We start from the raw sequence: 22,760 nt of genomic DNA, 5'->3' as shown, positions 1-22,760 counted from the left end.
GCAATCCAGCGGCGAATCTGCAAGGTTGATGGCTCGTCCTCCGAATCGCTGTTCTTCTCATTCTCCGCATGGCACGCCGCCTCTGGAGCCATCTTTCGGACGCCTCCCTGCGGGACGATTTCGTGCAGGTGACGCGCGAGCTCGCCGGGTGTCACGAGACCGTGGCGATGACGGAGCCGCGTGGCGCTTCACGTCCCCGGGGAAGACTGCTACGGTCCGCCCCATCGCGCGGCAAAGAGCGGCGCGGACCGGGGGCCGCATGAAGTTCTTTCACGCAGCGGACATCCACCTCGATAGTCCCCTGCGGGGCCTCGATCGGTACGACGGGGCGCCGGTGGACAAGCTCCGCGGGGCGACGCGGCGCGCGCTCGAGAACCTCGTGGCGCAGTGCATCGAGGAGAAGGTGGCCTTCCTGCTCATCGCCGGCGATCTCTACGACGGCGACTGGACCGATTACAACACGGGGCTCTTCTTCGCGAAGCAGATGTCACGCCTGCGTGAAGCGGGTATCCGGGTGTTCATCGTGCGTGGCAATCACGACGCGCGGAGCAAGATCCTGCGATTGCCGGAGGGCGTGCGCGAGCTGTCGGCGAAGAAGCCGGAGACGATCGAGCTGGAGGATCTCGGCGTGGCCGTGCACGGTCGGAGCTACGAGAAGGCCGATACAACGGAGGACCTCTCCGTCGCCTATCCCGCGCCGAAGGAGGGGTATTTCAACGTGGGTTTGCTGCATACGTGCGCGAGCGGTCGCGAAGGGCATCAATCGTATGCCCCGTGCTCGGTGAGCGACCTCGTGGCGAGGAGATACGATTACTGGGCTCTCGGGCATGTGCACGCGCGCGAGGTGCTCCACGAGTCGCCGTGGATCGTGTTCCCCGGGAACCTGCAGGGCAGGCATGCGCGCGAGACGGGGAAGAAGGGGGCGACGCTGGTGACCGTCGACGAGGGGCGGATCGTGGGGGTCGAGCCCCGGACCCTGGACGCGCTGCGCTGGGTGCGGTGCGCGGTGGACGCGCGCATGGCGTCGTCGGTCGATGATGTGATCGAGCTGTGCCGCGAGGCCCTGGCGCGCGAGGCGGACGCGGCGGAGGAGAGGATCGTGGCCGCGCGGATCGAGGTGACGGGGGCGACGCGGGCGCACGGGGCGCTCTCGCGCGAGCCCGAGAAGTACCGGAGCGAGGTGCGCAGCGCGGCGAGCGACGCGGGCGAGATCTGGGTCGAGAAGATCAGCTTCCGCACCCGGAACCCGCTCGATGCGGAGGCGAGCCTCGGGGACGAGGCCGTGGGCGGGCTCTACCGGCAGCTCCGCGCCCTCTGCGAGGACGACGCCGAGATCGACAGGCTGCTGGGCGGGCTCGAGCCCTTGCGCAAGAAGCTGCCGGCGGAGCTCGACCACCTCGAAGGCGGAGGGAAGCTCGATCGGACGGCGCTCCGGCAGCTCGTCCGGGAGCTGCCCGATACCCTGCTGCCGCTGCTCTTCGCAGGTGAGGACGCGTCGTGAAGATCCTCTCGCTCGATCTCCTGAGGTACGGGCCTTTCACCGGGCTGTCGCTGGATTTCTCGGCGAAGCCGCGCGCGCTGCACGTGATCTTCGGGTCGAACGCGGTCGGCAAGAGCACGACGCTGCGGGCGGTGCTGGGGTTTCTCTTCGAGATGCCCAAGGACACCCAGGACGCGCACGATCGGGACTACAAGAAGCTCCGGGTGGGCGCGCTCCTCGCGGCCGAGGACGGGCGGACCTTGCAGCTGGTCCGACGCAAGGGGCTCAAGCAGACGTTGCTGGATCCCGCCGAGCAGCCGGTGGACGAGGGGCAGCTGCAGGCGTTGCTCGGCGGGGTGACGGAGGAGCAGTACAAGGTGATGTTCGGCCTCTCCCACGAGGCGCTCGTGGACGGCGGCGAGGCGCTGCTCAAGGGAGGCGGCGACCTCGGAGAGAGCCTGTTCGCGGCCGGGCTCGGGGGCACGCGCGTGCACGCGGTGCTGGAGAAGCTCGACGCGCAGGCGGAGGAGATCTTCACGCCCCTCGGGAAGCACAAGAAGAAGCTCAACGCCGCGCTCGAGAGCTACAAGAGCGCGAAGAAGGGAGCCGCGGATCGGTCCCAGCCGGCGAAGGAGTGGGAGCAGCTCCAGAAGGATCTCGCCGGTGCACAGGCGCGCGCCGCGACCCTGGCCAGGGAGCTCTCCGATCTCCAGGCGAAGCTCAGGCATCTGTCGCGCACGGCGCAGGCGCTGGTGCCCATCGCGGAGCGGGACAGGATCCTCGGGATGCTGAAGGAGCATGAGGGCGCGGTGTTCTTGCCCGAGACGGCGCCCGAGGCGCGGCGGAAGGCCGAGAGCACGCTCGCGGAGACGGAGCCGCGCGAGGAGCGGCTCGGCCGCGAGATCGCGGATCTGACCGCGCAGATGGACCGGTTGCCGGTGCCGGAGGCGCTGCTCGCGCAGGGGGCGTCGATCACCGCGATCCAGGACGGGCTCGGCAACCACAAGAAGGCGGCGGGGGTGGATCTGCCTCGGCTCCGCGGCGAGCTGCGCCAGATCGAAGACACGATCGAGTCGCTCCTCGGGCGGCTCGGGCGGCGCGTGCCCGTGGAGGAGGTGGGGAGCCTCGCTGTCCCGTCGAGCATGGAGGCGCGGGTCCAGGCGCTGCTCAAGCAGCGCATCGGCCTCGAGCGCGACCTCGCCGGGGCGGCGAAGGGGCTCTCCGAGGCGGAGAACAAGCTCGGGGGCGAGCGGAGCAAGCTCGCGGCCCTGCGCGCTCCGGTGGATGCGACGGCGCTCGTGCGCACGCTCGAGATCGCGCAGCGAGACGGGGATCTGGAGAAGGTCCTCGGTGAGCTGCGCGGCGAGGCGACGGCGATGGCGGCGCGGCTTGAAGCCGGGCTCTCGGCGCTCGGGGTGGCGCAGCTCTCGCTCGAGAAGGTGGGCGCGCTGCCGGTGCCGATCCCGGAGACGGTGGAGAGGTTTGCCCGTGAGTTCGCCGCTCGGGACGCCGAGCGGAAGTCGCTCGCTCACTCGCTGGCAGAGCGCAAGGAGCGCTCCGGGGAGCTGGAGCGCGAGATCGAGGCGTTGCGGCGCGGCGAGGAGGTGCCCATGGAGGGGGATCTGGCGACGGCGCGGCGCGAGCGCGAGGGGCACTGGAAGCGGGTGCGGCAGGCGTGGCTGGGGGAGCCGGCGGAGGAGGGGGCGGCCGGGGCGGGGCTCTCGGCGAGCGAGATCGCGCATCATCACGAGACGAGCGCGCGGCGGGCGGATGAGCTGTCGGATCGGCTCAGGAGAGAGGCAGATCGGGTGGCGAAGTTCGCGACGCTCTCGGCCGATCGCGATCGGGCGGCGCGCGGCATCGAGGAGTCCGTGACCGCGGCGGAGCGGGCGCAAACGACGGAGGAAGAGGAGCAGAGGCAGTGGCAAGCCGCCTGGACGGCGGCGGGGATCGCGCCGCGCTCGCCGGGGGAGATGCTGGCCTTCCTGGGGCGCTACCAGAAGCTCGTGGAGGAGAAGGCCAGGCTCGAGGAGGTGCGGCGGCGGGAGCAGGCCCAGAGGGAGCGCATCGAGGGGCATCGGGAGGCGCTCGCTGCGGCGCTGGAGGCGGTCGGCGTGGCCGCTGGGCCGCGGCACGGGTTGCTCGCGCTCGTCGCGCATGCGCGTGAGGTGGTGGAGCGGGAGGGGAAAGCGCAGCGGGAGCGGGAAGCGGTCGTGAAAGAGGTGCGCCGGGGGGAGGTCGAGCTCGAGGGGCTCTCCGGCGCGCTCGCGCGGCTGCAGCGGGAACAGGCGGCGTGGGCCGAGCAGTGGTCGGAGGTGATGCTGGCGCTCGGGGTGTCGGCCGCGACCGGGATCGAGGAAGCCGAGGAGGTGCTGAAACTGCGCGCGGAGCTCGCCCGACATGGGGAGGGGGCCCGGGACCGGCGGCGGCGCATCGCGGGGATCGAGCGCGATGCGGCCGATTTCAAGGTCCAGGTGGAGGGGCTGGCGCGGCTCACGGCGCCGGATCTCGCGGGCATTCCGCTGGAGCAGGCGGCGGCGGCGCTGCTGGAGCGGTTCGAGGACGGGAAGACGAACCGGCAGCTCAAGCAGGCGCTCGAGAAGGAGTCCAAGGAGAAGCAGCAGGATCTGCTCGCCACGCGGGAAAAACGGCGAGGGGCGGAGCGCGCGCTCAAGCAGCTCATGGAGGAGGCCCGGGCCCAGGACGTGTCCGAGCTCGTCGCCGCGGAGGATCGATCGGCCGTGGCGCGGAAGCTCCGGCAAGATCGGGAGATCGTCGAGACGCGGCTCTCGACGATCGGCGAGGGGCTCAGCGTGGAGGCGCTCCTGGAGGCGTGCCGCGGGACGAACGCGGATGCGCTTGCGCAGGATCGGGTGGACGTGGAGCGGCAGATCGCGGACCTGGATCAGGAGCGGACGCGGGTGAACGAGGAGGTGGGGCAGCTCCGGCAGCGGCTGCTCTCGATGGATGGGAGCGACCTGGCGGCGGAGGAGCTGACGCGGGCGGAGCAGCACCTGGCGTCGATCAGCGCGCTGGTCGACGACTATGCGCGGGCGAAGCTCGCGGCGGACCTGCTGCGGCGGGCGATGGAGCAATACCGCGAGAAGAACCAGGGGCCGCTGGTACGGCGGGCGAGCGAGCTGTTTGCGAGGCTATCGCTGGGTACGTTCTCGGGGCTGCGGGGGGATCACGACGATCACGATCGGCCCGTGCTCCGGTGCGTGCCGAGGGCCGGGGATCCGGTGGAGGTGAGGGCGCTGTCCGACGGGACGCGCGATCAGCTCTTCCTGGCGCTCCGGGTGGCGAGCCTGGAGCAGTACTTCACGAAGAGCGAGCCATTGCCGCTGGTGCTCGACGACGTGCTCATCCATTTCGACGACGCGCGCGCCCGCGCCGCGCTCGAGGTCCTCGGGGAGCTGTCGCAGCGGACGCAGATCCTGTTCTTCACCCATCACGCGCGGCTCGTCGAGCTGGCCGAGGCGACGTTGCCGGCGAGCGCGCTCTGCAGGCATGACCTCGATGATCTCGTGGCGAGGGCGGCGGTGAACGTCACGGCGCCATGACGGATCCCGATCGACGCCGCGGCGCTCGCGCTGCGCTGCGCTGCGCCCCCGGATCCGTGCAGCCCCACGGCGCCGAGGAGGTCGAGCTCGTGCTCTCGCTCGCCTACCCGGCGGCGAGGATCGCGCTCACGGAGGGGCTGGCGCCCTGGCCCGGCCGGCGCTCTGGCGCGAGATGGGCGCGAGATGGGCGCGAGATGGGCGCGAGATGGCAACGGCCGGCACGGCGGCGTTGACAGGCGGCGCCAGAGGAGGCACAAAAGCAAGTCGTTCTGAGTATTTGGAGGAGTGGCCGAGCGGTCGAAGGCAGCGGTTTTGAAAACCGCCGTTGGGGCAACTCAACCAGGGGTTCGAATCCCTTCTCCTCCGCTGGTTTCTGCAAGGATGTCGGGTGGTTGGCGCGGTCCGGGACGTGGACGGGAGTGGACAGGCGCGGAGAGGTCTGGACGCAGGTTCTGGCAAAGTTCTGGCACGGCGACCCCCGTCTGGCACCGGCTCGGGCGGTCGCTCCCACTCCCGAGGAGTTCGGGCGGGACTGCCCCATACTCGACGGCGAACGCGCTCGACGCTCGGTGGGCGACGCCTCGCGTACCCGCCGGTCCTCTCGCGTGACGCTCTGGCAAGCCGCGGTGGCGCAGCGCGCCCCACGACTCGGTGGCGTGCATGGGTGCGCCCGACGAGGTGGGGCGCGCGACATGCGCCTCCGCGCGATCGTGATCAGGGCGAAAGACGTAAAGGCCGTAGGCATCGAGAAAACGGCGGAGCGTCTGCTGATCGATGTCGATCCCGAGCTCGCGCGCGATGAACGCGACCACCTCCGGCTGAGTGCATCGCGGATGATCGACGAGGTACTTGGCGATCGGACCGGCATGCTCCGGACGCAGTCGCGGTTGCCGGTCTCGCCCGAGCTCCGCCCAGATCGACTCGAGCATTTGCTGCGCCGTGAGCGTGCGCGCGGTGCGCATGGCCCGGTCGGTGTGGCCCACCGCCGCGCCCACTTGCGCTGCCGTCAGGCCCATCTCCGCATGCAGGAGAAAATTGGCTGCTACGCGCAGCAGGATCGGCTGGGCCGCAATGACGGCCACGAACCGCACCGCCGCCTCCAGCAGGACTTGCTGCGATCGTGTCGCCCCCTCCAGCACGTCCGCATGCTCGCGCTGCCAGCGTACCCACGCCTGCTGCGGCGCCTCGCTCGCCTGGGTCGTCGCCGTGTCCGCCGCCATCGTTCTCTCCTCACGGCAAGCATCCCACAGGGACGAAAGCTCGCAGCAGCCGGGCTCAGGCGTCGATCATGCGTTGAGGCGGAAGTCGTCGGTGAACGCTCCGAAGGGTTCGGGGGCGTTTGGTGCTGGGACACCGATCTCGTTGATCAAGCGAGAAATGGACCGCCAAGACACCAAGGACGCCAAGAGTGTTCTCCGTTCTTGGCGTCCTTGGCGCCTTGGCGGTTCGAAGTTCTGCGCTTTTCAGGCAGTTTCAACCCGTTTGTCGCTCCAGAACACCGATCACGTTGATCGAGCGAGAAATGAACCGCCAAGACGCCAAGGTAATGTTCTCTTCTTGGCGTCCTTGGCGCCTTGGCGGTTCGAAATTCTGCTCTCTTCTGGCGGTTTCAACCCGTTTGTCGCTCTAGCTCTTCGCGGAGCTCGAAGCGCTCCGGGCCTTCACCTCGTCGATGCCTCCGGCCATGTAGAAGTCCTGCTCAGCGATGTGGTCAAGCTTGCCATCGAGGATCTCCTCGAAGCCGTCGATCGTGTCCTTCATGGAGACGAGCTTCCCCGGCCGGCCCGTGAACTGAGACGCAACGAAGAACGGCTGCGACAAGAACTGCTGTATCCTGCGGGCGCGCGCGACGCTCAGCTTGTCTTCCTCGCTGAGCTCGTCCATGCCGAGGATGGCGATGATGTCCTGGAGGTCCTTGTAGCGCTGGAGCGTCTGCTGCACGCGACGGGCCACGTTGTAGTGTCGTTCACCGACGATCATCGGGTCGAGCATCGTCGAGCTGGAGTCGAGCGGATCGACGGCCGGGTAGATCCCAAGCTCGCTGATCGCGCGCGAGAGCACCGTGGTCGCGTCCAGGTGCGCGAACGCCGTCGCCGGCGCAGGGTCGGTGAGATCGTCTGCCGGGACGAAGATCGCCTGGACGCTGGTGATCGACCCCTTGGTCGTCGAGGTGATCCGCTCCTGGAGCGCGCCCATCTCGGTCGAGAGGGTGGGCTGGTAGCCGACGGCGCTCGGGATGCGGCCGAGGAGGGCGGACACCTCGGAGCCGGCCTGCGTGAAGCGGAAGATGTTATCGACGAACAGGAGCACGTCCTGCCCCTGTTCATCGCGGAAGTGCTCTGCCACCGTGAGGGCTGATAGCGCGACCCGGGCGCGGGCGCCGGGCGGCTCGTTCATCTGGCCATAGACGAGCGCGGTCTTGGAGATGACCGGCTCACCGGTCTCGAGCTTCGACTCGCTCATCTCGAGGTACAGATCGTTGCCCTCGCGGGTGCGCTCGCCAACGCCGGCGAACACGCTGACGCCGCCGTACGCCTTGGCGACGTTGTTGATGAGCTCCAGGATGATGACCGTCTTGCCGACGCCGGCGCCGCCGAACAGGCCGATCTTGCCTCCCTTGCGGTAAGGCGCGAGCAGATCGATGACCTTGATGCCCGTCTCGAAAACCTCGACTTTTGTGGACTGGCTCACGAAGGCGGGCGGTTCCCTGTGGATAGGGGCGAACTGCTTCGCGTGCACGGGCCCACCCCCGTCGACGGGAGCCCCGACAACGTTGAGGATGCGGCCGAGGCATTCTTCGCCGACCGGCATCATGATCGGCGCGCCGGTGTCACGGACCTCCATCCCTCGCATCAGGCCGTCCGTTGAATCCATCGCCAGCGCCCGAACGGTCGACTCGCCGAGGTGCTGGCCTACCTCGAGCACCAAGTTGTCGGGCTCGGCGGAAATGCTCGGGCTGGTCATCTTGAGAGCATTCAGAATCCTGGGCAGCTGGCCTGACGGGAACTCGACGTCGACCACGGGGCCGATGACCTGGGTGATTTTTCCAACAACCATGGAAATGGAGCCTTCCTTACGTAACCAGTGGAATCAGCGGCACCGTATAGCACAGCGCTTGCCTGTCCAACAAGTCCGATAAGATGCTACTTCGAATTACCTAAGAGCCGAATGTGTGCATCGCTGCATGGAGGTGTCCGCGCCTGCATTGGCGCGTGATCCTCCCCCGCTCCTGTGGACACCCGCGAAGGCGCCGCGAGGAGGGATGGAACGGAGAAAGAGGAGGGCGTTCTCGCCTGAGCTCGAGCAGGAGGCGGTGCGGCTGGCTCAGCAAGAGCGCACGAGAGCCGGAGTGATCGTCGTCGATCACGGTCCCAAGAGGACGTTCACCTCCAGCTCCGCAGCCGTGCCGGGCGCGCCGAAGGGCGGCATCACCGCCCCATCGCGGCGATGCCCTTGACCCCCCTGGGCGCGGTCCGCTTCGGCGAATCATGTGAGCAAGGGGCGCCCCGCTATGCACAATTTGATAGTGGATGTCAAGAGTGAGCCATCGCGGTGATGCGGGGTCCGTCACGCGATCACGCGATCACGCGACTGTGTACCTCTGGTGTCCAGCAGATGGCGTCCAGGCGACGTCCGAGTGACCTGAACTCGCGTCATTGTTCCTATGGATCTGGGCCCGATCCCAGACCTCCTGGATGACGTGCTCGCATAGGGTCAAACCACTCTCGGTGTGCGAGAAGCGCCACTCGGGTCGTACTTGGGCCCGATCTCGACGCTCAGGCTCGGCTCGCCCAGGACCTCCGCTCTGATCGCACACATCCGTGCGTGCGCATTCAATATATGTGCAGCGTTGCACCGTGACCGAAACTTGTCGTGACCATGTCGAAATGCACGGTCTCGAATAGTGTGGCGCGGTTTGCTGTTTTGTATAACATCCCACGGCCTATGGGGTCGAGCCGCGGCGATGATTTCGCAGTCCCACCGCTTGATATTGCCGTAATCGGCATTGCGTGCCGCTTCCCCGGGGCGGCCGACCAGCGCGCGTACTGGCGCAATATCGAGGCATCTGTCGTGAGTATCGAAGAGGTCCCCTCAACGCGATGGGACTGGCGAGGCCTGTGCCGCCAGGCAGGTCTCGACGAGGACGGGAGCAGCATCCGCTGGGGTGGATTCCTCAACGATATCGACCGCTTCGATCCAGATTTCTTCAACATCTCGCCGCGCGAGGCGCATGCCATGGACCCGCAGCAGCGCATCCTGCTGCAGCTAGCCTGGTCGTGCCTCGAAGATGCCGGTTACAAGGCGTCCCGCGTCAAGGGTACGAACGTCGGAATCTTTGTCGGCATCTGCAACTACGACTACAAGGAGCTCCAGGATCGCTGCGGAGAGACCATCGGAGGCCACACCCTCACGGGGACGGCCAACACCATCGTACCGAACCGGGTCTCCTATGAGCTAGATCTCCACGGCCCGAGCGTCTCCACCGATACCGCCTGCTCGAGCTCGCTCTTCGCGATCCACGAAGCGGTGAGCAGCCTGCGCAACGGCGAGTGCGAGATGGCGCTGGCGGGCGGCGTGAACCTGCTCCTCTGTGGGGAGCGCTATGTTTCCATGGCCAAGCTCGGGATGCTGTCGAGCGCAGGCGTGTGCAATACGTTTGACGCCGACGCCGACGGGTATGTGCGCGCCGAAGGTGCGGGCCTCGTGCTCCTCAAGCCGCTCGATCGCGCGCTTCATGATCGAGACTTCATCTACGGCGTCATCAAGGGGTCGGCGGTGAACCATGGGGGCCGGGCCAGGACGTTGACCTCGCCCAACGCCTTCGCGCAATCCAGGGTCGTTGCGGCCGCGTGGCAGCAGGCCGGCGTTCCTCCCGAGACCATCGGGTACATCGAGGCGCATGGGACAGGGACCCCGCTCGGCGATCCCATCGAGGTGCACGGCCTGCGCCGCGCCTTCACCCAGCTCGCCAAAGGTCCCAGCTCGGGGCATCCGGAGAAGGCGACCTGCGGCATCGGGTCGGTCAAGGCCAACATCGGCCACGCCGAGGGGGCGGCCGGCATCGCGGGCGTCATCAAGGTCCTGCTCGCCTTCCAGCACGGCGTATTGCCCGGGATGCCGCGTTTCCGGCGCCTGAATCCGCGCATCAAGCTCGAGGGGAGATCGTTGCTCGTCGTCGACAAGACCCAGCCCTGGGAGCGGCTGTTCGACGACGAGGGAAAGCCTCTCCCCCGGCGCGCCGGGGTCAGCTCATTCGGCTTCGGGGGAGCGAACGCTCACGTGGTGTTCGAGGAGCTCTGCTCCTCCGAAGCTCCCGCTCGAGGCGCTCGACAGGCAGGGCCCGTCGTCGTCCCGCTGTCGGCGAAGAACCCCGAGCGTCTGCAGGAGATGGCCGGCGCGCTGGCGAGCTTCCTCGCCGAGAACCGCGGCCGCGTGGACCTGCACGATGTCGCGCACACGCTCCAGATCGGCCGGGAGGCGATGGCGAGCCGGGTGGCCGTGGCCGCCACCGATCTGGACGCCCTCATCGCCGGCCTCGACGCGTTTTCGCGAAATCAGCCGGCTCCCGGCGTGATCCACGGCGAGGCGCGCAAGCCGAAGGCGGACGCTGCGCCCGCGCAGAGCGCTGCAGGAGAGGGCGCGGCTCCGAGCGATCTTGCGCCGGCCAGCATCGCATCGCACTGGGTTCACGGAGGTGACATCGACTGGTCGGCGCCGGAGGTGGGGGCGAAGGGCCGCCGCATCCCGCTGCCGACCTACCGCTTCGCCCGCGAGCGGTACTGGCTCCAGGACCTGGGACGGCCGGCGCCCGCCGCTCGCGAGCGGGCGGCGGGCGGATTCGGCGCCGCTCACCCCTCGGTCGGACGCTCCTGCCCACAGCACGGCGAGCGCTGCACTCTCCTCGAGCTCGCGCCCTCTGATCCGCGCATTCGTGACCATGTCGTGGAGGGGCGGCCGGTCGCGCCAGCGGCCCTGGTCCTCGACTTCGTTGTCGCGATCGCGCGGGCAGGCGGGCAGGAGCAAACTCGCCTGCGCGACGTCTCGTGGATCCGCCCCCTCCGCATCGACGAGGCGACGCTTCCCTGCCACGTCGAGCTCACGCCGTGCGGCGATGAGCTCACGTTCGAGATCTTCACGCAATCCAGCGGGGCGGCCCGCCAGGTCTTCGGGAGCGGAACGCTCGCGCTCTCCTCTCGCACCGGCGGAAAGACGGAGCAGGAGCGCCGCGACGTCGTGGCGCTCGAGGCGCGTTGCAACGTGCGCGAGGATGCGGGCGCGCGCTACCGCGCCCTGGGCCTTGCCGGCCTCGATTACGGGGCGACCTACCGCGTCCTCCGACAGCTCTCGCGGAACGACACGGAGGCCCTGGCGACGCTGCAGGCGCCGCAGCACGCCGTCGGTGATGCGGCACCGTCTCTCCTTCGACCGGATGTCTTGGATGGATCGCTGCAGGCCGTGTCAGCGCTCCTCGATCTCGAGGTGGAGGGGGCTCCGCTGCCGGCGGAGCTCGCCCAGCTCGAGGTCTTCGCCCCGCTACCCCACGAGGGCTTCGCGCACGTCGTTCGCAGCGGGGCCGCGGCCGATCGCTTCGATCTCGAGATCCTCGATGGCGCTGGCCACGTCTGCGCAAAGCTGGATGGGCTCACAATCCTCCGCCGGCGGGCTGCGCCGATGGGGCTGTTCTATCGCCCGACCTTTCGACCGCTGGGGCGGTCCGATGGGGAGGTGGTGAAGGGCGGCGAAGGCAGCGTCCTCCTCGTCGGGCTCGCGCCCCAGCGCGATCTGATGCTGAGGATCGCGGCCGTGCACGGCGGACAGCAAGCGCGGACGGTCGTGCTCGGAGACCGCACTGCGCAGAGCTCGCCTCACGAATGGACGCTGGCTCCGGCTGACTCCGATGGGCTCCAAAGGTGCCTCGACGGGCTCGGGAGCGTGCGCGCATTCTACTTCCTCGGCGCGCTGGTAGACCCCGCCCAGCCCCTCGCAGATCTCGACGAGCTCAAGCAGAGCCAGCTGCGCGGCGCGCTGACCTTTCTGCGCTTCGTGCAGGCGCTCGACCGCCGGAGCCTGCTCCGGGACGGGACCGCCATTCGGGCGTTCACCAACGGCGCGTTCGCGGTATCGCCCACCGACGAGGTCGTGCCCCACAGCGCCTCCCTCGTCGGGCTCGCCCTCTCCGTCGCGCGCGAGCACCCCGCGCTGCACGTCACATGCACCGATCTGCCCGCTGTCGTCGAGGCGAGCGCCGAGCTCGTCGGAGCGATGACCCGGAGCGATCTCGCGGCCAACGCGGTCACCGCGGTCCGCGGTGGCGTACACTCCGCGCGCGTCCTCGAGCCGCTGCGCGTCGAGCCCGGGGAGCTCAAGCTCAGGCAACGCGGCGTCTACCTCATCCTCGGCGGCGCCTCGGGTATTGGCCTCGAGACGGCGGTCCTCTTCGCCGAACGGGCGCGCGCGCGTGTAGCGGTGCTCGGGCGGCGGCCCCTTGACGCCGAGATCTCGAGCCGGCTCGAACGCGTCCGAGGCGCCGGCGGCGAGGTGCTCTATTGCCAGGCCGACGGCGCTTCTCGAGCCGACATGGAGCGCGCCGTCCGGCAAATCTGGGATGCCTTCGGACCGATCAACGGGGTCGTGCACTCCGCGGTCGAGCTCGCGGATCGGCCCCTCGAGAGCATGGATGAGGCCGCGTTCTGGGCCGCGCTTGCGCCCAAGGTGCAGGCCTCGGTCGTCCTCTCGGAGGTGACGGAGCGCGAGCCGCTCGATTTCATGCTGTTCTACTCCTCTGCGATCTCGTATCGGGGGAACGCAGGGCAGGGGAACTATGCCGCAGGCTGCACCTTTCAGGAGGCGCTCGCCGCACGCCTCCGCAAGGCGGGGCGTCGCGTCAAGGTCATCAGCTGGGGGTACTGGGGCGAGACAGGCGTCGTCGCGGGAGAGGTATGGCTGCGGAAGCTCGCGCGGCTGGGTATCCAGCCCATCTCCCCGGGCGAGGGCATCGATGCCCTCGCCCGGATTCTCTCGGCGCCGATCGAGGAGGTCGTCGCCCTCCGCGCGGATCGCACGGCGCTTGCCGACTTCGGCGTCAGCGTCGGCGGCACCGCCGGCGACCCGCCTGCGGCCCGCGCTCCGGACGTCCGCGAGGGCGCGCTCGACCTCTCGTCCTTGGCGAGGGCGAGCGAGGATGCTCCTGAGCTCTCGAGGCAGGCGCAGGCGTTCCGCGAGCTCGAGGAACTCGGGTGCCTCGGGCTCCTCGATGCCCTCGAGCAGATGCGCGCGTTCGGAGAGGGCACCTCTTCCCTGGCGCTTGCCGACGTGCGCGAGAGGATCTCGCTGGCTCCAGGCTTCGAGCGGCTCGTCAGCGCGATGCTCGAGCTCCTCAGGCGCGCAGGCCATGTCATCGGCACCGGGCAGTCGCTCCACCTCGGCGACCACGCGAAGGAGCGGCTGACGCTCCGCCATCACCAGGAGCTGCTGGAGAGCTTCTCCGCGTTCGAGCAACGCCACCCCGACTTCATGCCGCACGCGCGGCTCCTGCGGGCTTGCCTCTCGGCGCTGCCGTCCGTCCTGCGCGGGGAGAGGCCCGCGACCGACGTGCTCTTCGCCGCCGAGACGCGGCCCTACGTCGAGCGCGTGTACCGGGAAGGCGCCGTGGGTGCGTACGGCCAGTGCGCTGCCAGCGCCGTGCGTAAGCTCGTCGCGCAGCGCGCTGGCGGCGCACCGGCTCCGATCCGGCTGATCGAGGTCGGCGCCGGGACCGGTGGCACCACAGGGCACGTGTTGGCTGCGCTCTCGGGCTCACTCCGCCGCGTCGAGTACGTCTACACCGATGTCTCGCCGGCCTTCCTGCGCCTGGGAGAGGAGCGCTTCGGCCCGCGCTATGCGTCGTTGCGCTTCGCGGGGCTCGATATCGAGGTGCACCCGGGCGAGCAGGGCTTCGCGCGAGGTTCGGCGGACATCGTCCTCGCCGCGAATGTCCTGCACGCGACGCGGGACGTGGCGGAGACCCTGCGCCACCTCAAGTGGCTGCTCGCGGACGGCGGGCAGCTCCTCTTCTGCGAGACCCGCGCCGTGCAGTTCTTCACGACGCTGACATTCGGGCTCCTCGACGGGTGGTGGCGCTTCGAGGATCCGGAGCGGCGCCTGCCTCACTCGCCGCTGCTCGATATCGAGCGCTGGCAGCGGGAGCTCCGCGAGCAAGGCTTCCGAGCGGTCCAGGCTGCCTGCATCACCAGCGACCAGCATGAGCCGCTGGCTCAGTGCCTGATCGCGGCGGAGAGCGACGGCACGATCGCCGCGCCGTGCCGGGCTGCTCCCACGCCGAGCATCAGTCAGCCTCATCGGCCGGAGGCGCGCCGGTCCGAGCCTGCACCCAGCGAGGCCGGCAGCGCGACCACGGCCTCCCTGCAGGCCGCTGTGCTCGAGAAGCTCATCGCTGTTCTCGCGCGCGCGATCCAGAGCACGCCGTCCAGCATCGACGCGGAGCGTCCGTTCGCCGAGCACGGCGTCGACTCGATCGTCGCCGCGGATGTCGCGCAGGGGCTCTCCAAGGCGTTCGGGCTGCCGCTCAAGACGACGAGCCTGTTCGAGTTCACGACCACCGCCGCGCTGGCGGAGCACCTGTGCGCGACCTATCCTGCGGAGCTTCGCGCCCGCCTGGGCGTGGAAGAGCGGCCGGCGGCACCGGACCGCGGGGGACCGCCCGTCCGCCCTTCGGGGGCGGACCATGGGGAAGCGCCCGTCCGACCTGCGATGCCGAGGCGGGGCAGCGACACCGTTCGCACCGCTGCCCGCATGTCCCGAGGGAGCGCGGCGGATGGCGAGACCTGTCGTGGCGTCATGCTCCATATGCCTGGGAGCATCGACGATGTGCACATCGAGCCCGTGGTGGTCGGCCCTCCAGGGCCGAGGGAAGTCCAGATCCGGGTCCACGCCTTCGCCCTGAATTTTGGCGATCTGCTCTGCGTCCTGGGGCTCTATCCCACGATGCCGGAGTACCCGTTCGTGCCCGGCTTCGAGGTCTCGGGGACCGTCTATCGGGTGGGCGCCCAGGTCGAAGGACTTCAGGTCGGCGACGAGGTCGTCGCCCTCACGGGCGCCGCGCTCGGCGGGCACGCTGCGCTCGTCAACACGCCGGCTGAAGTCACCGTCAAAAAGCCCCGCGGGCTCGGCTTTCCCGAGGCGGCTGCGCTTCCGGTCGCGTTCGTGACGGCCCATGCCGCACTGCAGCAAGCGGCTCCGGTCGCTGGAGAGCGCATCCTCATCCAGACCGCAGCGGGCGGCGTCGGATCCATGGCGATCCAGCTCGCCCAAGCGCGTGGCCTCGAGATCTTCGCCACCGCTGGCTCCGCGGAGAAATGCGAGTACTTGCGCCGGCTGGGGGTAGCGCACGCGATCAACTATCGAGCCACCGATTTCTCCAAGGCGATCTCCGAGCGGACAGGGGGACAGGGGATCGACATCGTGCTCAACATGTTGCCGGGCGACGCGTTGCAGAAGGGGCTCGACCTGCTCGCTCCGGGGGGGCGCTACATCGAGATCGCGATGACCGCCCTGCGGCAGGCGCGCGCCGTCGATCTCTCCCGCCTGATCGGAAACCAGTCCATTCACAGCATCGACCTACGCCGCACGCTCCTCTCTCGCCCGGAGCGCGTGCGCGGCGCTCTCGAGGAGATGGTCGCGCTCGTCGAGGCCGGGCGGATCCAGCCGAACGTAGGTCGAACCTTCGAGTTTCAGGATTGGCGCGCGGCCTATCGATACCTGGACGCCGCCCGCAACGTCGGCAAGGTCGTCGTCTCCGGCGTGCCGCTCGACCGCGAGCCCGCGGTGCCCTCGAGCAGGGCGGTGAACCGAAGCGCAGGGCCCATGGGGCGGCCGGAGCAAGAGCCCATCGCCATCATCGGTGCGTCCGGGCGCTTTCCGGGCGCGGCGGATCTCTCGACCTTCTGGCGCAACATCGCGACAGGCGTCTGCTCGGTGACGCGCGTGCTCTCCGAGGACTGGCCGATCGCGATCCGCGACATCCCCGGAGCGGGGGGCGATCTGGGCTCGGGCGTCGAGCACGGAGGCTTCCTCGAGGACATCGATCGCTTCGACCCGCTCTTTTTCCGCATCTCGGGCGCGGAGGCGACGCTGATGGATCCCCAGCAGCGTCTCTTTCTCGAGGAGTGCTGGAAAGCGCTCGAGGATGCGGTCATCGCGCCGTCCAGCCTCGACGGGCAGCGCTGCGGCGTCTTTCTGGGGACAGCGCCGGGGGACTACGCCGATGTCTTGGGGGCGGCGGGCGAGCGCATCGAGGCGCACACCTTCATCGGCAACGAGGCCTCGATCAACGCTGCGCGGATCGCCTATCTGCTGAACCTCAAGGGCCCGACGCTGGCGATCGGGACAGCATGCTCATCGTCGCTGGTCGCGCTCCATTACGCCTGCCAGAGCCTGCGCAGCGGGGAGTGTGACCTCGCGCTGGTCGGCGGAGTGTTCGTGAACACCACGCCTCGCTTCCACGTGCTCAGCGGCCGCGCTGGGATGCTCTCGCCAGGTGGGCGCTGCCGCACCTTCGACGAGGGGGCGGACGGCTTCGTGCCCGGCGAGGGGGTCGGCGTCCTCGTCCTCAAGCCGCTCGCTCGCGCGCTCGAGGATCGCGACCTCATCCGGGGCGTGATCACGGCCACCGGCGTGAACCAGGACGGTAGGACGAGTGGCATCACCGCGCCGAGCGGCGCCTCGCAGGCGGTGCTCCTCGAGTCCGTCTACAAGGCGGGCGGCATCGATCCGGGGACGATCGAGCTCGTGGAATGCCACGGGACCGGCACGCCCCTCGGGGATCCCATCGAGATCGAGGCGTTGACCCGCGCCTTCCGCGCCAAGACCGACAAGGTGCGGACCTGCGCCGTGGGCTCCGTCAAGACGAACATCGGGCACGCGGTGACCGCGGCTGGCGTCGCCGGCGTCCTCAAGGTGCTGCTCGCGCTCGAGCACCAAGAGCTCCCGCCAAGCCTCCATTTCGAACGCCCGAACCCGCGCATCGACTTCGAGAGCAGCCCGTTCTTCGTCAACACGGAGCTCAAGGAGTGGCGTCCCTCCGGCCACCCGCGCCGTGCGGCCGTCAGCTCCTTCGGCTTCAGCGGCACCAACGCGCACGTCGTCGTCGAAGAACCACCGCCGCAGCCGGCGCGCGCGGGGGAGGCTGACCGGCGCCGCCTCTTCTGCTTTTGCCTCTCCGCCGCCAGCGAGGAAGCGCTCCGGCGGAGGAGCGAGGATCTCCTCGACTGGCTTCGACGCCATGGACGCGAGCACCGCCCTGGCGATGTCAGCTTCACCCTGCTCGCTGGCCGAAGCCACCACGCCGTGCGGCTTTGCATTGTGGCGAGCGATCTCGACGAGCTCACGGCGCATCTCGAGGCCGATCTCGCGGGGCGCTCGGCCCCGCGCGCTCGGCGCGGAGCTCGACCGGAGGACCCGCGGACGCAGGCGCTCGACAACGACCGCTGCCGCCGGCTGGTCGGGGAGCTCCGTAATGCGCTGAAGGAGGGCGCGGCGAGCTGCGAGGCCATGGTGGAGCAGCTCGCCGAGCTCTACGTGCGCGGCGCCAAGGTGGACGCCGGCGCCCTCTTCCAGTCGGAGGATCACCGCCGCGTCCGTCTCCCCACGTACCCCTTCGCGCGGGAGCGCCACTGGCCTCGAGGAATCCGGCGCCGCTTCGCCGCCGAGCGGCGTGCCCCGCTCTCGGGTACGCATCCTTTCGTCGACCGAGGCCTCGCGAACGGCGGGGCGCCTCACTTCGCGAAGACGTTCACGCCCGCCGACGTCTGGGTGCGCGACCACATCGTCTGGGGGCAACCGGTGCTCCCGGGCGCCGTGTTCCTCGAGATGGCGCGCGCCGCCGCCGCAGCGGCGGGCGCGCAGGTTCGGCGCATCTCCAAGGCGGCGTGGTTGCATCCGCTGCCGGTGACGACGGGACCTGTCGAGGCCCATATCGAGCTGAAGCCGGTGGGGAACGGGTTTCACTGCCAGATAACGAGCGGACAGGATCGCGCGCTGAACGTCGAGATGCAGCTCTCGTCGCCGCCCGTGTCCGCGCCGCCGCCCCTTGATCTCGCGTCGATCAGGCTCCGCCTCTCGGATCGCCTGACCGGCGACGCGTGCCGGACGCTGCTTCTGCGCCAGGGGCTCGCCTTCGGACCCACGTTCTGCGTCCTCGACGAGGTGCTGCGATCCGGCGACGAGGCGCTCGCGACGCTGAAGGCCGATCGCGACGGGGAGCGCGGTGCCGATGGACTCGTCCTTCTCCCGCCCGTCATCGACGGCGCCTGGCAGGCGCTCGTCGCCCTGTTGCCCGGCGAAGAGTCGGCGTCCTTCCGGCCGTTCTCCCTCGAAGAGCTCACGTGGTACGACACGCTCGGCCGCGCTGCGTTCGCGCACATCACCGTCAAGGGCGCGGACGGAGGGCGGTATCGGCGCTTCGCGCTGACGTTCGTCGACAGGACAGGTCAGGTCCTCGCGGAGATGACCGGCTTCACTGTGGCTCGCGCGGATGCGCCGTCGCGACAGGGGTCCTCTCGAGAGCCGAGGGACACGGACGGCACTTCGCTCTTCTTCGAGCCGCTCTGGCGAGGCATGGACCTCAAGGCGGACCCGGCGGCGCGAGCCCCCCGCCGGGTGCTCGTGCTCGACGACGACGGCGGCCTGAGCAACGCGCTGGCAGCGCGCGTCGGGCGCTCGTCCGGCGCCGGCGCACCGGCCGTCGAGCGGATCTCGTTCTCGTGCGGCGACAGGGACGAGGAAGCGACGCTTCAGCGGGCGATCGACGTCGCGCCGCCCGAGCTCATCGTCGTCCACTGGCCGTCGCCCGCGGGCCGGATGCGAAGCGGAGAGGACGCAGAGAAAACCCTCCGACAGCAGGGCCTGACGATGTACCGGCTGAGCCGCGCGCTCGCGCGCACCAGCGGCGCGGGCGTCCGCTTGATGTGCGTCCGCGCCGGTGGGACCGACGCCGGCGCGCCGCTCTTCGAAGCCCTCGGCGGCCTTTTTCGGACGCTGGTCCTGGAGCACCCGGCGTGCACAGCACAGCTCGTCGAGCTCAAGGACGCGCCGGGCGCCGGCCCCGAGGCGCTGGCCGACGTCGTGCTGCGCGAATGGGGGGCGACCGCGCCGCTCGCTCGAGAGATCCAGTACGTCGGTGGGCTGCGCCAGGTCTACGACCTCGCCGGGTGGCAGCCGCCCGCCGGCGGCGGCGACCGATCGCGGTGGCGGAAGGGCGGTGTTTACGTGATCACCGGTGGCGCGGGTGGGATCGGAGGGGCGTTCGCCGAGCATCTGGTCCGAGAGGCCGAGGCGCACGTCGTGCTCCTCGGGCGCTCCGAGCTGAGCCATGCTCGGCAGCAATGGCTCGACGGTATCCGGCGGCTCGGCGGGGGCGTGACCTACCACCGGGTCGACGTGACCCGACGCGAGGAGGTGCGCGCCGCTGTCGAGCGGACGCGGGATCAGCTCGGCGCGCTGCACGGCGTTCTCCACGCGGCCGGCACGCTCCGGGATGGACTGCTCGTGCAGAAGAGCGAGCGCGACATCACGGAGGTCGTCATGGCGAAGGTGCTCGGCGCCGTGCACCTCGACGAGGCCATCGGGGACGGTCCGCTCGATCTGTTCCTGCTCTTTTCCTCGCTCGCCGGTCTCACCGGCAATGCTGGCCAGGCCGATTACGCCTACGCGAACCGCTTCCTCCTCAGCTTCGCCGCCTGGCGGGAAGCGCTCAGGAAGTCCGGCGCCTGCAGCGGCCGCACGCTGGCCGTCGCCTGGCCGCTGTGGGCGCAGGGAGGCTTCCCCATCTCGCCGGCGGTGCGCGGGCGGATGGCCGCCGTCGCGGGGCTCCTTCCCATGCCGACCGAGGCGGGGCTCTCCGCGCTCCGCGCGTGCCTGGAGCGGCCCGGCCCGACGCATTCGGTCATGTACGGCAAGGACGAGGCGATGCGCACGTTCCTCTCCGACTTCCGCGAGCACCCGCTTTCCCGTCGCGCCACGGCATCGCTCGAGCCGGAGCGAACCGACAGCGACGCGCTCCTCGCGGCCGCCGAGCGGCTCCTCAAAAAGCGCTTCGCCGAGCTGCTCCAGATCCCGGCGAGCCGCCTGCACCCGAGCGCGTCGTTCGAGACGTACGGCCTCGACTCGATGATGGCCACGAGGATCACGAGCCGCCTCGAGGACGATCTCGGCGAGCTGCCGAAGACGCTCCTCTTCGAGCACCAGAGCCTCGCCTCGCTCGCTCACGGGCTCGTTGAGGAACATGGCCCGAAGCTCGCCGTGCTCGTCGGCGCCGGAAGCGCGGCGCCGGCCGAGGCGCCCAGCGCATCGCCGCGGCCGTCGGACGCGAGCGCGCCCTCGGGCGGAGCGCGTGCTTTCGAAGACATCGCCGTCATCGGCCTCGCGGGTCGGTACCCGAAGGCGCCCGACCTGGACACGTTCTGGCAGAACCTCCTCGAGCGGCGCGACTGCATCGAGGAGATCCCGCCCGAGCGCTGGGACGTCGCTCGCTACATCGACGCCGATCCGAGCCGGCGCGATCGGATCTACGGCAAATGGGGCGGCTTCCTCGCCGACCACGACGTGTTCGATCCGCTCTTCTTCCACATCTCGCCGCGCGACGCGGAGGTGATGGATCCCCAGGAGCGCCTCTTCCTGGAGGTCGCGTGGGCAGCGGTTGAGGACGCGGGCTACAGCCGGTCGACGGTGCGCCGTGCACTCGATCGGCACGTCGGCGTCTTCACGGGCGTGATGTGGAGCGACTACCAGCTCTACGGGGTGGGGGACGGCGCTGACGGTCGAGGGCTCAGGCTCTCTTCATCCTTCGCATCGATCGCGAACCGTGTGTCGTTCGCGCTCGATTTGAACGGCCCCAGCATGGCGGTGGACACGATGTGCTCGTCGTCGCTGACGGCGGTGATCCTGGCCTGCCAGAGCCTCTCGCGGGGCGAGTGCCTCATGGCCATCGCCGGCGGCGTGAACCTCTCGTTGCACCCGAACAAGTTCCTTTACCTCGCCCAGCAGAAGTTCCTCTCGTCGGACGGTCGATGCCGGGCCTTCGGCGAGGGGGGCGACGGGTATGTGCCCGGGGAAGGGGCCGGGGCGCTGGTCCTCAAGCCGCTTCGCCGCGCCGTCGCCGACGGGGATCACATCTACGGCGTGATCAAGGGGGCAGCCATGAATCATGGGGGGATGACCCACGGGTACACCGTGCCCAGCCCCGACGCGCAGGCCGCGCTCATCCATGAGGCCCTGACGACGAGCGGCATCGACCCGACGACGCTCGGCTACGTGGAGGCGCACGGCACGGGCACGGCGCTCGGTGATCCCATCGAGCTCCGCGCGCTCGCCCGGGCGCTCGGCGGCGTGCGGCCGGGCGGTTCGACCTGCGCGGTCGGGTCGGTCAAGTCGAACATCGGCCACCTCGAGTCCGCGGCGGGGATCGCAGGGCTCACCAAGCTGCTCCTCCAGCTCCGTCACCGCACCCTCGTCCCCTCGATCCACGCCGACACGCTGAACAGGAACATCGACTTCGCGACGCTGCCCCTGCGGGTTCAGCGCGAGGTCGCGGCGTGGGAACCCGTGGAGGACAGCGCCGGCATCCGACATCCGCGGCGCGCCGGGCTGAGCTCGTTCGGCGCAGGCGGCGCGAACGCGCACGTCATCATCGAGGAGCACAGCCCGGAGGAGCGAGAGGACGCGGCCTCGCCCCAGCTCTTGCCGCTCTCGGCCGCGACCGAGGAACGCCTCCTCGCCTACGCGCAAAACATGCTGAGCTTCCTCGCCCGCGCGCGGAACTCGGACGAGCCGCTGCCGCCGCTCGCCGACATCGCCTATACCCTCCAGGTCGGCCGCGAGCAGCAGGACAAGCGGCTTGCGATCATCGCGACCGACCTCAAGCAATGGGAGGACAGCCTCACGCGCTTCGTCGCCGGCGAACGCGCTGTCCCGGGGATGTACTCTGGCAGCCCCAGCGACACGCCGCCTCACGATGCGCCGGCGAGCGAGGACGCGGTCCTCGGCGCGATCGGCCGCCCGTTGACGGCGGACGAGCTCGCCACGCTGGCAAAGCGTTGGAGCTCGTCTCGCGGCGACGTGAACTGGACGGCCCTGCACGCCGATCGGCGGCCGCGGCGCGCCTCGCTACCGACCTATCCCTTCGCGCGGCGACGGTGCTGGGCGCCGCGGCGCACGGCCGAGGATTCCGCGATCAGCGCCCGCGCGCCGGAGCCCGAGGCGAAGCCCGTGCGCGTCCCCAGCAAGGCGCGCCCGCAGGCGCAAAACCCGGACGCTTACTGCATCATCGGTGGCGGGCCGACCGGCATCGGTACCGCAAAGTGCCTCCTCCAACGCGGCATCCCGATCGAGATCATCGAGCGTGAGGACGACTTTGGCGGCGTGTGGAACTTTGGCTCGTCGAGCGGGCGCGTCTACGAGAGCACGCACCTCATCTCGTCGAAGGTCAACACGCAGTTCAGCGACTATCCGATGCCGGAGGACTACCCGCATTATCCCGATCGACGGATGTTTCTCGCTTATCTGCGCGATATGGCGCGTCATTTCGATCTGTATGATTTCGCGCGCCTCGGCACCTCGGTGGAGCGGATCGAGCCCGAGGGGGACAGATGGCGAGTCGCGACGAGCGACGGCGACGAGCGGCTCTACCGGGGCGTCGTCATCGCCAACGGGTTACAGCGGCA

The 22,760-nt window shown here is 69.6% G+C and carries 5 protein-coding genes and 1 tRNA gene (1 of these 6 running past the window's edge); 4 read left to right on the top strand and 2 right to left on the bottom strand.

The features are described from left to right. Positions 1-259: 259 nt before the first annotated feature. The 3 genes from WME75_RS42365 (at position 260) to WME75_RS42355 (ending at position 5,409) form a co-directional block, all read left to right on the top strand. Positions 260-1,501, top strand: coding sequence for a metallophosphoesterase family protein (locus WME75_RS42365; RefSeq protein WP_437483082.1), 1,242 nt, complete (start codon positions 260-262; stop codon positions 1,499-1,501). Further along, the gene (locus WME75_RS42360) at positions 1,498-5,043 is read left to right on the top strand and encodes an AAA family ATPase (protein WP_437483080.1); all 3,546 of its coding nucleotides are present in this window, start codon (positions 1,498-1,500) and stop codon (positions 5,041-5,043) included. Before WME75_RS42365 ends, WME75_RS42360 begins: the two co-directional genes overlap by 4 nt. Positions 5,044-5,322: 279 nt before the next feature. Next, positions 5,323-5,409: transfer RNA gene (locus WME75_RS42355), tRNA-Ser, on the top strand. Here the strand turns inward: WME75_RS42355 and WME75_RS42350 are convergent. Together WME75_RS42350 and atpD are read right to left on the bottom strand one after the other, a co-directional pair. Next, positions 5,379-6,263 (bottom strand): hypothetical protein, encoded by an 885-nt coding sequence (locus tag WME75_RS42350; protein ID WP_437483078.1) that lies wholly within the window; start codon positions 6,261-6,263, stop codon positions 5,379-5,381. The two genes, WME75_RS42355 and WME75_RS42350, sit on opposite strands and share 31 nt — an antisense overlap. 406 nt (positions 6,264-6,669) lie before the next feature. Beyond that, positions 6,670-8,106 carry a F0F1 ATP synthase subunit beta gene (atpD, locus tag WME75_RS42345; RefSeq protein ID WP_437495037.1) on the bottom strand — a complete coding sequence of 479 codons (1,437 nt, stop codon included), beginning with the start codon at positions 8,104-8,106 and terminating at the stop codon, positions 6,670-6,672. 816 nt (positions 8,107-8,922) lie between these two features. Between atpD and WME75_RS42340 the strand changes: the two genes are divergently transcribed. Continuing rightward, on the top strand, positions 8,923-22,760 hold the 5' portion of the coding sequence (locus WME75_RS42340; RefSeq protein WP_437495035.1) for an SDR family NAD(P)-dependent oxidoreductase. It continues 949 nt past the right edge of the window; 13,838 of the gene's 14,787 nt are visible here — the first part of the coding sequence; its start codon is at positions 8,923-8,925; the stop codon falls past the right edge of the window.

The sequence above is a fragment of the Sorangium sp. So ce1014 genome (assembly GCF_051521505.1).
In the GTDB taxonomy this organism is placed as follows: domain Bacteria; phylum Myxococcota_A; class Polyangia; order Polyangiales; family Polyangiaceae; genus Sorangium.
Note: the sequence above shows the minus strand (reverse complement) of the source record. Positions and strands in the feature narration are given on the sequence as shown.